The 13493-nt window shown below is 56.8% G+C and carries 12 protein-coding genes and 1 pseudogene; 7 read left to right on the top strand and 6 right to left on the bottom strand.

From position 1 onward, the window contains the following. Nucleotides 1-120: pseudogene (locus tag AC13DE_RS04280) on the top strand (IS110 family transposase); the annotation flags it as partial. Between the two features lie 147 nt (nucleotides 121-267). Here the strand turns inward: AC13DE_RS04280 and lon are convergent. The 3 genes from lon to tgt all read right to left on the bottom strand — a co-directional run bounded on the left by lon (nucleotide 268) and on the right by tgt (nucleotide 5286). Next, on the bottom strand, nucleotides 268-2679 hold the full coding sequence (lon, locus tag AC13DE_RS04275) for an endopeptidase La (protein ID WP_483047148.1): 2412 nt from the start codon (nucleotides 2677-2679) through the stop codon (nucleotides 268-270). 274 nt (nucleotides 2680-2953) lie between these two features. After that, complete coding sequence (locus AC13DE_RS04270) at nucleotides 2954-4051, bottom strand: alkene reductase (RefSeq protein WP_483047147.1); 1098 nt, start codon at nucleotides 4049-4051, stop codon at nucleotides 2954-2956. A 107-nt stretch (nucleotides 4052-4158) separates the two neighbouring features. Beyond that, nucleotides 4159-5286, bottom strand: a complete 1128-nt coding sequence (gene tgt / locus AC13DE_RS04265) for a tRNA guanosine(34) transglycosylase Tgt (RefSeq protein WP_446297073.1) — start codon at nucleotides 5284-5286, stop codon at nucleotides 4159-4161. A gap of 142 nt (nucleotides 5287-5428) precedes the next feature. On the opposite strand from tgt, the gene AC13DE_RS04260 reads away from it, so the two are divergent. From AC13DE_RS04260 to tpiA, 6 genes are all read left to right on the top strand, one after another. Further along, nucleotides 5429-6304: an SPFH domain-containing protein gene (locus AC13DE_RS04260; protein ID WP_483047154.1), complete on the top strand. Its 876-nt coding sequence runs from the start codon at nucleotides 5429-5431 to the stop codon at nucleotides 6302-6304. Continuing rightward, nucleotides 6304-6579: an NfeD family protein gene (locus AC13DE_RS04255; RefSeq protein WP_483047146.1), complete on the top strand. Its 276-nt coding sequence runs from the start codon at nucleotides 6304-6306 to the stop codon at nucleotides 6577-6579. The genes AC13DE_RS04260 and AC13DE_RS04255 overlap by 1 nt, the downstream gene beginning before the upstream one ends. A gap of 136 nt (nucleotides 6580-6715) precedes the next feature. Further along, complete coding sequence (gene rimK / locus AC13DE_RS04250) at nucleotides 6716-8098, top strand: 30S ribosomal protein S6--L-glutamate ligase (protein ID WP_483047145.1); 1383 nt, start codon at nucleotides 6716-6718, stop codon at nucleotides 8096-8098. A gap of 67 nt (nucleotides 8099-8165) precedes the next feature. After that, entirely contained in the window at nucleotides 8166-8528 is a 363-nt protein-coding gene (locus AC13DE_RS04245) for an SUF system Fe-S cluster assembly protein (RefSeq protein WP_446297070.1), read from the top strand. 265 nt (nucleotides 8529-8793) lie between these two features. After that, complete coding sequence (locus AC13DE_RS04240) at nucleotides 8794-9138, top strand: HesB/IscA family protein (RefSeq protein ID WP_446297069.1); 345 nt, start codon at nucleotides 8794-8796, stop codon at nucleotides 9136-9138. Nucleotides 9139-9233: 95 nt separating this feature from the next. Further along, on the top strand, nucleotides 9234-9983 hold the full coding sequence (tpiA, locus tag AC13DE_RS04235; protein ID WP_483047144.1) for a triose-phosphate isomerase: 750 nt from the start codon (nucleotides 9234-9236) through the stop codon (nucleotides 9981-9983). A gap of 112 nt (nucleotides 9984-10095) precedes the next feature. On the opposite strand, the gene AC13DE_RS04230 is transcribed toward tpiA, so the two are convergent. From AC13DE_RS04230 to AC13DE_RS04220, 3 genes are all read right to left on the bottom strand, one after another. Further along, entirely contained in the window at nucleotides 10096-11472 is a 1377-nt protein-coding gene (locus AC13DE_RS04230) for a TRAP transporter large permease (RefSeq protein ID WP_446297067.1), read from the bottom strand. Nucleotides 11473-11476: 4 nt separating this feature from the next. Continuing rightward, nucleotides 11477-12157: a TRAP transporter small permease gene (locus tag AC13DE_RS04225; protein WP_483047143.1), complete on the bottom strand. Its 681-nt coding sequence runs from the start codon at nucleotides 12155-12157 to the stop codon at nucleotides 11477-11479. A 105-nt stretch (nucleotides 12158-12262) separates the two neighbouring features. Next, nucleotides 12263-13270, bottom strand: a complete 1008-nt coding sequence (locus AC13DE_RS04220) for a DctP family TRAP transporter solute-binding subunit (protein WP_446297065.1) — start codon at nucleotides 13268-13270, stop codon at nucleotides 12263-12265. Nucleotides 13271-13493 lie beyond the last annotated feature (223 nt).

Raw genomic sequence — 13493 nt, 5'->3', positions numbered from 1 at the left:
AGACTCAAGAACGCTGGAAAGCCGTTCAAAGTCGCAATCACCGCCGTCATGCGGAAACTGCTCATCTTAGCAAATACTCTGCTTCGCGAAAATCGGCCTTGGTGCGAAGTCAGGCCTTGATTTTCAAGACAGATGCTTTCCAATGGAACAATTGCCAGTGTTCCCTTTTTCCACATCTACGTCGATTCAAAGATTGGTGTCGCCGACGTGCAAGAAATGCAAAGGGCCAACCTGTCTCCAGGTTGGCCCTTTGTCTTGCGGCGACGTTCAGTGTGCCGTGGCGTTATCACCCGTCGCGGACTTATGCGCCAGCGCTGCGGCCGCTGCGGCGTCTTCAGCCTCCTGATCCCATTCAATGGGCTCAGGTTGACGCACCAAGGCGTGTTTCAAGACCTCGGATACATGTTCAACCGGAATGATCTTCAACCCGTTTTTCACGTTGTCCGGAATATCCGGCAGATCCTTCAGGTTCTCGCTCGGGATCAGTACCGTCGTAATCCCGCCTCGCAACGCGGCAAGCAGCTTCTCTTTCAACCCGCCGATCGGCATCGCATTTCCGCGCAGGGAAACCTCGCCGGTCATGGCGATATCGCGCCGGACAGGTATCTGGGTCAGCACGGACACGATTGACGTCACCATCGCCAAGCCTGCCGACGGACCATCTTTGGGCGTGGCACCGTCAGGTACGTGCACGTGAATATCCAGCGTGTCGAACTTGGGGGGTTTCACCCCAATTCTCGGGCTGATCGACCGCACGTAGCTGCTGGCGGCGTCGATGGATTCCTTCATCACGTCGCCCAACTTGCCCGTGGTCTTCATCCGCCCCTTGCCGGGAAGCCGCAGCGCTTCGATCTGCAACAGCTCACCGCCGACAGAAGTGTATGCAAGCCCGGTGACGACACCCACCTGATCTTCAAGCTCGGCCAACCCATAACGGTGCTTTTTAACGCCAAGGAATTCCTCGATGTTGTCTTCGTTCACCGTGATGCTGGTTGCATCCTTCTTGATGATCTTGGTCAGCGATTTCCGCGCAACCTTGGCGATCTCGCGCTCAAGGTTCCGCACGCCAGCCTCGCGGGTGTAGTAGCGGATCATGCTGGTCAAGGCACTGTCCTCAATGGCAAATTCCTTTGCCTTCAAACCGTGGTTCTTGATCTGCTTGGCCACAAGGTGCTGTTTCGCGATCTCGCGCTTCTCATCCTCGGTATAGCCAGACAGGGGGATAATCTCCATCCGGTCAAGCAAAGGCCCAGGCATGTTGTAGCTGTTCGATGTGGTCAGGAACATGACATTCGACAGGTCGTATTCCACCTCAAGATAGTGGTCGACGAATGTGCCGTTCTGTTCCGGATCAAGCACCTCGAGCATGGCCGAGGCAGGGTCGCCACGGAAATCCTGACCCATCTTGTCGATCTCATCGAGCAGGATAAGCGGGTTCGTGGTTTTCGCCTTTTTCAGCGCCTGAATGATCTTGCCGGGCATGGAGCCGATGTAGGTCCGACGGTGGCCGCGGATCTCGGATTCGTCACGCACGCCCCCCAGCGAGATGCGAATGAACTCGCGCCCCGTTGCCTTGGCCACCGATTTGCCAAGCGATGTCTTACCCACACCAGGAGGGCCGACAAGGCACATAATTGGCCCTTTCAGCTTGGTGGAGCGTTGCTGCACCGCGAGATATTCGACAATCCGTTCCTTAACCTTTTCAAGGCCGTAGTGATCATCGTCCAAGACTTTTTGCGCTTTGGCCAAGTCTTTCTTGGTGCGCGACTTCACGCCCCACGGAATCGACAGGATCCAGTCAAGGTAGTTGCGAACGACAGTGGCTTCGGCAGACATGGGCGACATGTTCTTGAGCTTCTTCAGCTCGGCATCGACTTTCTCCTTGGCCTCCTTGCTCAGCTTGGTTTCCGCAATGCGGGCCTCAAGCTCGGCAACTTCGTTCTTGCCCTCTTCGCCATCACCCAGCTCGTTCTGAATGGCTTTCATTTGCTCGTTCAGATAGTATTCGCGTTGGGTCTTTTCCATCTGCGACTTGACGCGTGTCTTGATCTTTTTCTCGACCTGCAGAACCGACATTTCGCCCTGCATCAGCCCATAGACTTTCTCGAGCCGCTCGGACACGCTGAGGGTCTCAAGCAAATCCTGCTTTTGTTCCACCTCAATACCCAAGTGGCCCGCAACAAGGTCGGCAAGGCGCGCCGGCTCGGAAGCTTCGGTCACCGCCGACAGCGCTTCTTCGGGGACGTTCTTCTTGACCTTGGCATACCGTTCAAATTCTTCACCAACCGACTTTAGCAGCGCCTGCGTGGTCAGGTCATCGCCGGGAATTTCGGTCAGATATTCGGCCATTGCTTCAAAATATCTGTCGTTTTCCAGATATTCGGTAATGCGTACACGTGCCTGTCCTTCAACCAACACCTTAACGGTGCCGTCGGGCAGCTTAAGCAATTGCAGAACATTGGCTAAAACGCCGGTTTTAAAGATACCGGACGCATCGGGGTCATCGACGCCGGGGTCAATCTGGCTCGACAACAGAATCTGCTTATCGTCCGCCATGACTTCTTCGAGGGCGCGGACTGATTTTTCACGACCGACAAACAGCGGTACAATCATGTGCGGGAAGACCACGATATCGCGCAAGGGCAAAACCGGGTACGACGTGTTCAGAGGCTCTAACATGCTCTTTTCCTTATACTGCAAGACGGCACTGGCCCCTATCATAGGCGACCGCACGGCCATCTCCTGTTCTGAGTAGGGTATTTGGGCACCCTACCCGCCTGATTCAATCCCCGATCGTCGGGGGCCCCTTCTTTAAACGGGGTTTGTCGCAGAATGACCCGCCTCATAGAGACAAACAAGCGCGTTTCACTTAAATTTCGTCTTTTAACTCAATTAAGGCTCGGTTTCCGACCCCGTAGGCTCCGGGGCCGGATAAGAGCGATCTGCTGGACTATCAGCTTACGGATGCATCCTCGAGGGACGGATAATCAGTATAGCCCTTGGCATCGCCACCATAATAGGTATCGGTGTTGCCTTCGTTCAGCGGGGCGTCGCGCTCCAAACGTTCGGCCAGGTCCGGGTTGGCGATATAGGGGCGGCCAAACGCGACCAAATCAGCCTTGCCGCTTTTCACCGTCTCGATCGCAAGCGCCCGGTCATAGCCGTTGTTGGCCATATACACGCCCTCAAACAGGTCACGCAGCTTGGCCAGGTTTTCCCCTTCAGCCAGTTCACGCGATCCGCCGGTCGCGCCCTCTACCATATGCAGATAGGCCAGATTGAATTGGTTCAGTTGCTTGATTACGTATTCAAACGTTTCTTGCGCGTCGTCATCGGCAATATCGTTGGCGGGCGAAAACGGTGACAGGCGCAGGCCGACATGGGCCCCATCCCATTCCTGGGTCACGGCCTCAAGAACCTCCAACAGCAGACGCGCGCGATTCTCGACCGATCCGCCGTATTGATCGTCGCGCTTGTTGGTTTTCGTTTTCAGAAACTGGTCAATCAGATAGCCGTTGGCACCGTGCACCTCGACCCCATCGAAACCCGCCTTCTTGGCCATCTTGGTGGCGTGCACATAATCCTGAACGACCCTGGAGATTTCTTCGGTATTCAGCGCGCGGGGGTCAGATGTCTGTTCAAATCCCTTTGCGGTAAATGTCTTCATGTTCGCGGTGATTGCAGAAGGTGCCACCGGAGCCTGACCATCGGGTTGCAGCGATGTGTGGCTGATCCGTCCGACGTGCCATAGCTGGACGACGATCTTGCCACCCGCCTTGTGCACTGCATCGGTAACCTTTTTCCATGCAGCCGCTTGACCATCGGTATAGATACCCGGCGTCGCAAGATAACCTTTGCCTTCGGGGCTGATCTGCGTCGCCTCGGTGATGATGATACCGGCACCGGCACGCTGGGTGTAATAGTCGACATGCAGTTCCCCGACTTCATCGGAGTCGTTGTCCGCGCGGTTACGGGTCAAGGGGGCCATCACAACGCGGTTCCTGGCCTCGATCGCGCCGACCGTCAGGGGGGTAAAAAGTGCTTCTGTCACAGGTGCATCCTTTCGATGTTATGTCTTGTCCATCAGCAATTAAGCCTAAGACGCGCCATCACAAGGATTTGTGCACCGATTTATTTTTTGACCAGGCGGTTGAACTGTTAAAGCGGCTCTATATCGCCCTGTGCCCGGGTGCTGTGAAAACCCGCTTGCCAAGCCTCAAATGTGCCTGCCGCAATCGCATCCCGCATACCTGCCATAATGTCCTGGAAATACCGCAGGTTATGCCAGGTCAACAACATCCCCGAGATCATTTCCTGGCTCCGGAATACGTGGTGCAGATAGGCGCGGCTGTAGTTGGAACAAGCAGGGCAAGAGCAGGCCTCGTCAAGCGGGCGCGGGTCGTCAGCATGCCGGGCGTTTTTGATGTTCACGACGCCATGGCGGGTAAATGCCTGCCCGGTGCGGCCTGACCGCGACGGCAACACGCAATCCATCATGTCAATTCCGCGCGCCACCGCCCCGACGATGTCGTCAGGCTTGCCGACCCCCATAAGGTATCGCGGACGGTCAACCGGCAACATATCGGTGGCAAAGTCGAGACAGCCGAACATCGCCTCTTGCCCCTCGCCCACGGCCAGGCCGCCGACCGCGTAGCCGTCAAAGCCCACGTCTATCAGTGCTTTGGCGCTTTCCTCGCGAAAATCGCGTTCCAGCCCGCCTTGCTGGATCCCGAACAGCGCATGGCCGGGGCGGTCGCCGAACGCGTCACGACTGCGCGCGGCCCACCGCATCGACAGGCGCATCGAGTCCGCGATCCGGTCGCGGTCAGCGGGCAACGCAGGACATTCGTCAAAGCACATGACGATATCAGACCCAAGCAGTTTCTGAATCTCCATCGACCGTTCCGGCGTCAGCTCGTGCTTGGATCCGTCGATGTGGCTTTTGAAGGTTACACCCTTTTCGGTAAGCTTGCGCAGATCGGAAAGGCTCATCACCTGAAACCCGCCCGAGTCGGTGAGGATGGGTTTGTGCCAATTCATGAACTTGTGCAGCCCGCCCAGGCGGTCGATGCGTTCAGCGGTAGGGCGCAACATCAGGTGATAGGTATTGCCCAACAAGATATCGGCACCAGTGGCCGCCACGCTTTCGGGCAACATGGCCTTGACTGTCGCAGCGGTGCCCACCGGCATGAACGCAGGCGTGCGAATATCGCCTCTAGGGGTCGAAATCACGCCAGTACGCGCCGCACCATCGCGGGCCTGAAGGTCGAATGAGAATTTATTCATGACAGCGCCTATAGAATGAAGCCCGTGCCTGTGCAATCGTGATCACAGCTTGCCTTTACGCCGGGGTCGCGGAAACCGACGCTGCGCAGCCGTGGTGAACGCGCTTTTTCAAAAGGAGTCGCCCGTGCCTATCGAAGATATAATCCTGGAAGTATTCCAGACCAACCTGGCCCTTGTCCTGCTGGCGTTGCTGCTGGTGGTTCTGATTTTCAAAGGGGTCAAGATCGTGCCGCAGTCAGAGCAGCATGTGGTTGAACGCTTTGGCAGGCTAAGATCGGTTATGGGGCCAGGGATCAACATGATCGTCCCGTTCATCGACAATGTCGCCCACAAGATATCGATTCTCGAACGGCAGTTGCCCACGGCGAGCCAAGACGCCATTACCCGTGACAACGTTCTGGTTCAAGTAGATACATCGGTGTTCTACCGGATCATCGAACCGGAAAAAACCGTTTACCGTATTCGCGATATCGACAGTGCAATCGCCACCACCGTCGCCGGTATCGTGCGCGCGGAAATCGGCAAGATGGATCTTGATGAGGTTCAATCCAACCGGACAGCGTTGATCACAACAATAAAGTTGCTGGTAGAGGACGCTGTCGACAACTGGGGGATAGAGGTGACGCGGGCAGAGATCCTTGATGTCAACCTCGATGCCGCCACCCGGGCGGCAATGATGCAGCAACTGAACGCCGAGCGGGCACGCCGAGCCCAGGTCACGGAAGCCGAAGGCAAGAAGCGTGCCGTCGAACTGGCGGCGGACGCGGAGCTATACGCCTCGGAACAGACAGCGAAAGCACGGCGCGTTCTTGCCGGTGCCGAGGCTTATGCCACCCAAGTGGTTGCCACGGCGATAGGTGAAAACGGATTGGAAGCCGCGCAGTATCAGATCGCTCTGAAGCAAGTCGAAGCCTTGAACGCTTTGGGCGCGGGCACCGGCAAGCAAACCATCATCGTGCCTGTTCAGGCGTTGGAAGCCTTTGGGGACGCATTCAAATTGTTGAAGGGACGGGAATAGTGGCGGCGATACTGTCGGAGTGGTGGGTGTGGGTTTCGGCGGCGTTGGTGTTGGGGCTGATCGAGGTTCTGGTGCCGGGCAGTATCTTCTTGGGCTTTGCACTGGGGGCGCTTGCCATGGTGCCGTTGGTGTTGATCATACCTGTTATCAACGGTCCGCTGGCGCTGGCCGTGTTCGCGGGCCTGTCATTGGCGGCCTGGATCATTCTGCGGGTTTCCTTTCGGCGGCAATCCAGCGGGGCACGTATTGTGTCACGCGATATCAACGACGATTAGCATTTTGCATAGTACCGCCGGGGCTCTGCCCCGGACCCCGGGATTTTAGTCCATTTGGAATATGGCGTCGTGACTTGAGAAGCCTGGGGCGACCTGCTAGGCGGCGGACACATTCAGCTGTGCCGGAGTAAGTGCCATGCAAGAACTGACCTTTGGGTGGGAAGAGTGGATTGCTCTTCCGGATTTGGGTTTGCCCGCCATCAAGGCCAAGATTGATACGGGTGCCCGGACATCGGCGCTGCACGCCCACGACATCGAGGTCTTTGGTTCAGCGGCCAAGCCAAAGGTGCGCTTCAACGTATATCCTGTTGCCGGAAATGAGCTGTTCACCATCACCTGCTCTGCACCGATCATTGACCGGCGCGAAGTGACATCTTCGAATGGGGAGTCGGAGCTGCGCTATGTGATATCCACCAGTCTTGAGGTGGGCGGGCAAAGCTGGCCGATCGATGTAACCCTGACCAACCGGGCGGGCATGGCGAGCCGGATGCTGCTGGGGCGTCAGGCATTGACCGATCATATTACGATTTCGCCGACGGAAAAGCGATTGCAGCCGGATTTGAGCTATGATGTCTATCATACTGCCGCGGTGCGTCATAAGGCACCGCAAAGGGCGCTGCGTGTGGCCGTGTTGAGCCGGGAAGCGACGAATTATTCGACCTCGCGGTTGGTCGAGGTTGGTGAGGCGCGAGGGCACACGGTCGAAGTTATCGATACGACGCGCTGCTACATGGCGATCAACACGATGGCCCCGGAAGTGCATTATGACGGCAAGCGTCTGCCGCGCTACGACGTGGTGGTTCCACGTATCGGTGCGTCGGTCACGCCCTATGGCTGTGCGGTAATCCGTCAGTTTGAAACGATTGGGACCTACTGTGTGAACGGGTCTGCGGGCATACTGGCCAGCCGCGACAAGCTGCACGCGCATCAGGTATTGGCCTCCAAGAAGATCGGCATGCCGACGACGGCCTTTGCCGCATCGCCCAAGGACACGTCGAACCTGATGGCGCTTGTCGGCACGGCACCGTTGATCGTGAAGTTGCTGGAATCGACCCAGGGAAAAGGCGTCGTGCTTGCCGAGACCAAGAAGGCCGCGGAATCTGTCATCGACGCGTTTCGGGGGCTCAAGGCAAATTTTCTGGTTCAAGATTTCGTCAAGGAAGCCGCCGGCGAGGATATCCGCTGTCTTGTAGTGGACGGAAAGGTTGTCGCGTCGATGAAACGCACCGGTGCGGAGGGCGATTTCCGGTCGAACCTCCACCGGGGAGGGTCCGCCCGTGTCGTGCGAATTACCAAGCTGGAACGCGATACCGCGACACGAGCGGCGCGTGCCTTTGGGCTGGGTAAAGCGGGCGTCGATTTATTGAGATCCGAAAGCGGGCCCAAGGTGTTGGAGGTCAACTCTTCACCCGGTTTCGAAGGGATCGAAAAGGCGACCGGCAGGGATATTGTCGGTATGCTCTATGACATGATCGAGGCCAGGGTGAAACCCCAGCCGGTGCGCAGGCGCAAAGGCTGATCACCCCTCTGGACGCTGCGGCGCGCAATCCCTATATAAACGATCAGGAAACACAGTGAGGCCAATGATGACCGACAGCACACAACCCCTTGAAGGTACCCCTTTGATTGCGCCCTCAACGACCAATCATCCGCTGTACGAGCAGGTGGTAGAAGCATGCCGCACAGTGTACGACCCTGAGATTCCCGTAAATATTTACGAGCTCGGCCTGATCTATACCATTGATATCAGTACAGAAAACGAAGTGAGCATCAAAATGTCGCTCACCGCGCCCGGTTGCCCCGTTGCAGGTGAGATGCCAGGCTGGGTCGCGGACGCGGTCGAGCCTTTGCCCGGTGTCAAAACCGTTGATGTAGACCTTGTCTGGGAGCCACCCTGGGGAATGGACATGATGTCGGACGAGGCGCGCCTGGAACTTGGCTTTATGTAGGATTGTACCGCGCTGAATTGCTCATGAGGCAGTCGGCGATCACGATCTCGTAAATTCGGGTCTTCTCGGCATGATGTCGCGATGGCCTGGTGATCACGCCGCGACTTGACGTTGAGGCCATGCGGGTACTCAAAGCTGCTATCGTCCAAAGCGGCTCTGATCAGGCCCACGCCGGTAGTCACCGCACGGCGTGCACAAATCAACACGCCACGGCTTGAGAATACCCGGCAAAGCGCCTATCTTTGCCTTAACAGGAGTATCCAGAATGTTCGCAATTCCAGGCAAACAGGCCGTCACGATCACGCCCAAGGCCGCTCAACAGATTACCAAGCTGATGGCGTCCGCCGGTCACGCGGGCCTGCGCATCGGCATCAAGAAGGGTGGTTGCGCGGGGATGGAATACACCATGGAATACGTAAACGAGCCTGACAAGAACGACGAGGTCGTCGAACAGGACGGGGCGCGGGTGATGATTGCGCCCATGGCGCAAATGTTCCTGTTCGGGACCGAGATAGATTATGAAACATCATTGCTTGAAGCTGGCTTCAAGTTTCGCAATCCCAACGTGACCGAAGCATGCGGATGCGGAGAATCCATAAAGTTTGGCTAAAATGCTACGCTGCGGCCTAGCCGGGTGACTGGATCCGTTGCTCCCGGTGCGGGCTGCTGTTATCGAGATTGGTGAATAACAACAGGGGTCTCGTCATGCGCCGCAAACTAGCTGCCGGTAACTGGAAAATGCACGGCTCGGTCTCGGCGCTGGCCGAACTGACTACCCTTGCCGCGCAAATAGACCCGCAGGGCTGCGAAACGGTAATTTGTCCCCCCGCTACGTTGCTCTTTCACGCATGCCAACTCGTCACCTCCACCGATATTGCCATTGGCGCGCAATGTTGCCACCCACAGCCCCATGGCCCATTTACCGGCGACGTTTCCGCCCGGATGATTGCAGAAACCGGGGCGTCCTATGTCATCGCGGGCCATTCGGAACGTCGCGATCGGTATGCCGAAACCGATGCCGAGGTCCAAGCACAGATCCGGGCCGCGTGGAAAGAAAATCTGACCGCCATTCTGTGTGTTGGCGAAAGCGGTGAAGACCGCCAAGCAGGCATCACTCTCGATACCATCGCAACCCAGCTTGCCGGCTCTCTTCCGGACGGGGCGAACGGTGAAAACGTGGTGATCGCATACGAGCCGGTATGGGCGATCGGCACTGGCGACGTCCCTACCCTCGCGCAAATCGGTGAGGTCCATGACTTCATCCGTGCCCAGTTGGTCCGTCGCTTCGGGGACACCCAGGGCAAGACAATCCGTCTGCTTTATGGGGGTTCGGTGAAACCAAGCAATGCGGCGGAAATATTCACTGCCGAAAACGTGGATGGTGCTCTGGTGGGCGGTGCCAGCCTGCAAGCCGCTGATTTCCTTCCGATCATTCAGGCCTTGAATGACGCCTGAATTTCATTTTGCAAAATAAACTCATAACTGACCTCACATCAAAGGGCGACGTGTCTCACTGCACGCCGCCATTTGCTTAGGTCAACATCTCACGCGGTCGCGCGGTGTGACGTTACCGGGTGATAATTTCGGGTCCCATCATCATTGTCGGCAACCAGGTCGAGATTATGGGGATGTACGTCACCATGATCAGGAAGACGAACAGGACGGCCGTGAACGGCAAGGCCGCTTTTACAACATTCATCATCGGCATGTTGGCCACCCCGGATGTCACGAACAGGTTCAGTCCGACCGGGGGCGTGATCATCCCGATTTCCATATTGACCACCATGATGATGCCCAGATGGATCGGATCGATCCCCAGTTCGATGGCAATGGGAAACACCAGCGGCGCGACGATGATCAACAGGCCCGATGGCTCCATGAACTGCCCGCCGATCAGCAAGATCACGTTGACAATGATCAAAAACATGATCGGTCCGAACCCGGCATTCAACATCGCCGCGGATATCTGCTGAGGGATCTGCTCATCAGTCAAAACGTGCTTCAATATCAAGGCATTGGCGATGATGAACATCAATGTGATGGTCAGTTTGCCTGCCTCGAACAGGGTGTCTCGGGTATCACGGTGGAAGAATACAGTCACCAGCGCGATCGGTTTACGCATCAGCGACAGGTTGTTCGCCTCACCTTTGACGTGCAGCGGCCCCATATCGCGGTATACGAATGACGCGATCAGAAAAGCATAAACCGCAGCGACGGCAGCGGCTTCGGTAGGGGTGAATATCCCGCCGTAGATACCGCCCAGAATGATGACGATCAGCATCAGGCCCCACCCGGCTTCGCGGCCCGACGTGATGACTTCGCCCCACCCGCGCCATTCACCCTGCGGCAGTTTCTTCACCCGCGCCATGATATAGATCGTCAGCATCAGCATGGTACCGGCCAACAGGCCAGGAATGACGCCAGCCAGGAACATCCGCCCCACAGATACATCTGTAGCCGACGCATAGACCACCATAACGATCGACGGCGGTATCAGAATGCCCAGCGTACCGGCGTTGGCGATGACGCCTGCGGCGAATTCCTTGGTATAGCCTGTCTCGCGCATGCCTGCGATGACGATCGACCCGATCGCCACCACCGTCGCCGGAGAAGACCCCGACAAGGCCGCAAAGAGCATACAGGCGAAAACACCGGCAATCGCCAGCCCCCCCGGAAAATGCCCCACCAGCGCAATGGAAAACCGGATGATCCGCTGTGCCACACCGCCGGTCGACATGAATGACGACGCCAATATGAAGAACGGGATAGCCAACAGCGTATAGTGGCCCGCCATCGCCTGAAAAAACGTCTGCGCAATCGACGCCAACGACGAATCCGACAGCACGAGCAAGAAGAGGATCGACGAAAAGCCCAGGCTGACGGCGATCGGTACGCCGAGCAGCATCAAGCCGACGATCATGCTAAATAGTACAAGAACGTCCATGCGCTCAGTTCCCCGCGTTCAAATGTTTGATGGCTTCAATGTCGTCCTCGGCCTCGTGGCTGACGATGAGACTGGTCGAAGCCCCTTTAAATATCCGCGCGCCCGCTTGAATGAATCGAAACAGCAGCAGGGCCATCCCGAACGGCAACATGAAATACGGAATGAACCGCGGCAGCTTGCCATAGGTCTCGCCCTCGTTCATGATCGGCTCGATAAAGCGCAGCCAGTCGGGCATTGGAATGTCTACGGTCTCGTACCATGCCTGGTCGCGGCTGTTCTCGAAACCGGTCGGGAACCAGCGTCCCGATGTGGCATCAAGCCCCGCAAAAGGTGCCCAGTAATCCCACGCGCCTTTCAGCAACAGACCGGCGTAGGCTATGCAGATCAAGGCCGCAAACAATGCCAGCAGGCGTCGGGTGGTGGATGAAAACAGGTTGATCACGGCATCAACGCCCAGATGGGCGGTGACCTTGACCGCATAGCTCATGCCGAACAGCACCAGCCACGCGAACAGGAACGTCACTGCCTCCAGGCCCCAGATGATCCCGGTGTTGAAACCATACCGCAGCACGACGTTGATAAAGGTGATTAAAGTCATGAGGCCGAGGATCACAGCGATCGCTGTCTCTTCAAGCTCGTTGACGATGCGCCCGAGCGCAGAATGAGATTGCACATCATGTGACATGGGAAAGCTCCGCTACGAGAGGAGAAAAGGTCGGGTCCGCTATCGTGATAGACCGCAGGCCCGACGCAGTATCTCACCCCGCGCACAAGGCGGGGTGAAAAATCATCAATGTTTGGCGTTGATCGCCTGTGCGGCGTCGATGTTTTCCTGGCCCACATCGGCGGTAAACTCTTGCCAGACAGGTTTCATCGCCGAAACCCATTCTTCGCGCTGCGCGGCATCCAATTCACGCACGACACCGCCGGCGTCAATGATTGCCTGCTTGGCGTCGGCATTCACTTTCGACGATTCAGAGTTGCGGGTGTCGGTGACTTCCTTGACAATTGTCGCCAGTTGGTCACGTACATCCGCATCGAGGCTGTCCCACCAATCGGTCGACGTTACCAGCATATAATCCAGCACACCGTGGTTGGTTTCGGTCGTACCATCCTGAACTTCAAAGAACTTTTGGCCGTAGATGTTGGACCAGGTATTTTCCTGACCGTCTACAACGCCAGTTTGCAACGCGCCATAGACCTCGGAAAATGCCATCGGCTGCGGGCTTGCACCCATCGCTGCCATCTGTGCTTTAAGCACGTCAGAGTTCTGCACGCGGAACTTCAGACCTTTAGCATCGGAGGGAACCATCAAAGGCTTGTTGGCCGACATCTGTTTCATGCCATTGTGCCAGAACGCCAAGCCCAACAGACCACGACGCGTCATGGATTCTTTCATCGCCACGCCAGTGTCCGAGTTTTGGAATTCGTCAACAGCTTCGATGTTCTTGAACATGAAGGGCAGATCAAAAATGCGGAACTGCTTGGTGAACTGCTCGAACTTGGACAGCGATGGGGCCGCCATCTGGACGTCACCCTGCAACAGGGCCTCCAGAACCTGGTCATCGTTGTAAAGAGTCGAGTTCGGGAAAACCTCCATGCAGGCTTTGCCGTTCATTTCATCGTTGACGCGTTGTTCCAGCAGCGACGCGGCCAGACCTTTGGGGTGGCGGTCAGCGTTGGTCACGTGGCTCAACTTGATGACGATTTCGCCGTCGTCACACGCCGTTGCAGCGGCGACTGCGCCCGCGCTTACGGAAAGGGTCAGCGCTACAACAGTTGTTGTCAGGAATTTCATGTGTTTCTCCTCCCAGAGAGATGTTTCGTCCTTGCATGTCGGTTTGCCTGACATGCGGTGGCGGTACTAAAGCGCTAATCCGCTTATCTCACAAGCCCGTGACAAGGCTGACGCGTGAATGCGGTATTATTCATATATATCAGATATATACGGGGAGAAGTTGTTTGTGCCAACACACGCCGCATTGCCGCATGTGCGAAATTTCGCACGTCTACAGGAACGA

Source organism: Sulfitobacter sp. L-8 (assembly GCF_056859255.1).
This window is presented reverse-complemented; position numbering and strand designations above follow the sequence as displayed.

What these genes read in the sequence shown, in the direction of transcription:
- lon (WP_483047148.1), bottom strand. Translation starts at nt 2,679, where the DNA reads ATGTTAGAGCCTCTGAACACGTCGTACCCGGTTTTGCCCTTGCGCGAT.
- tgt (WP_446297073.1), bottom strand. Translation starts at nt 5,286, where the DNA reads ATGAATAAATTCTCATTCGACCTTCAGGCCCGCGATGGTGCGGCGCGT.
- rimK (WP_483047145.1), top strand. Translation starts at nt 6,716, where the DNA reads ATGCAAGAACTGACCTTTGGGTGGGAAGAGTGGATTGCTCTTCCGGAT.
- AC13DE_RS04245 (WP_446297070.1), top strand. Translation starts at nt 8,166, where the DNA reads ATGACCGACAGCACACAACCCCTTGAAGGTACCCCTTTGATTGCGCCC.
- AC13DE_RS04240 (WP_446297069.1), top strand. Translation starts at nt 8,794, where the DNA reads ATGTTCGCAATTCCAGGCAAACAGGCCGTCACGATCACGCCCAAGGCC.
- tpiA (WP_483047144.1), top strand. Translation starts at nt 9,234, where the DNA reads ATGCGCCGCAAACTAGCTGCCGGTAACTGGAAAATGCACGGCTCGGTC.
- AC13DE_RS04230 (WP_446297067.1), bottom strand. Translation starts at nt 11,472, where the DNA reads ATGGACGTTCTTGTACTATTTAGCATGATCGTCGGCTTGATGCTGCTC.
- AC13DE_RS04225 (WP_483047143.1), bottom strand. Translation starts at nt 12,157, where the DNA reads ATGTCACATGATGTGCAATCTCATTCTGCGCTCGGGCGCATCGTCAAC.
- AC13DE_RS04220 (WP_446297065.1), bottom strand. Translation starts at nt 13,270, where the DNA reads ATGAAATTCCTGACAACAACTGTTGTAGCGCTGACCCTTTCCGTAAGC.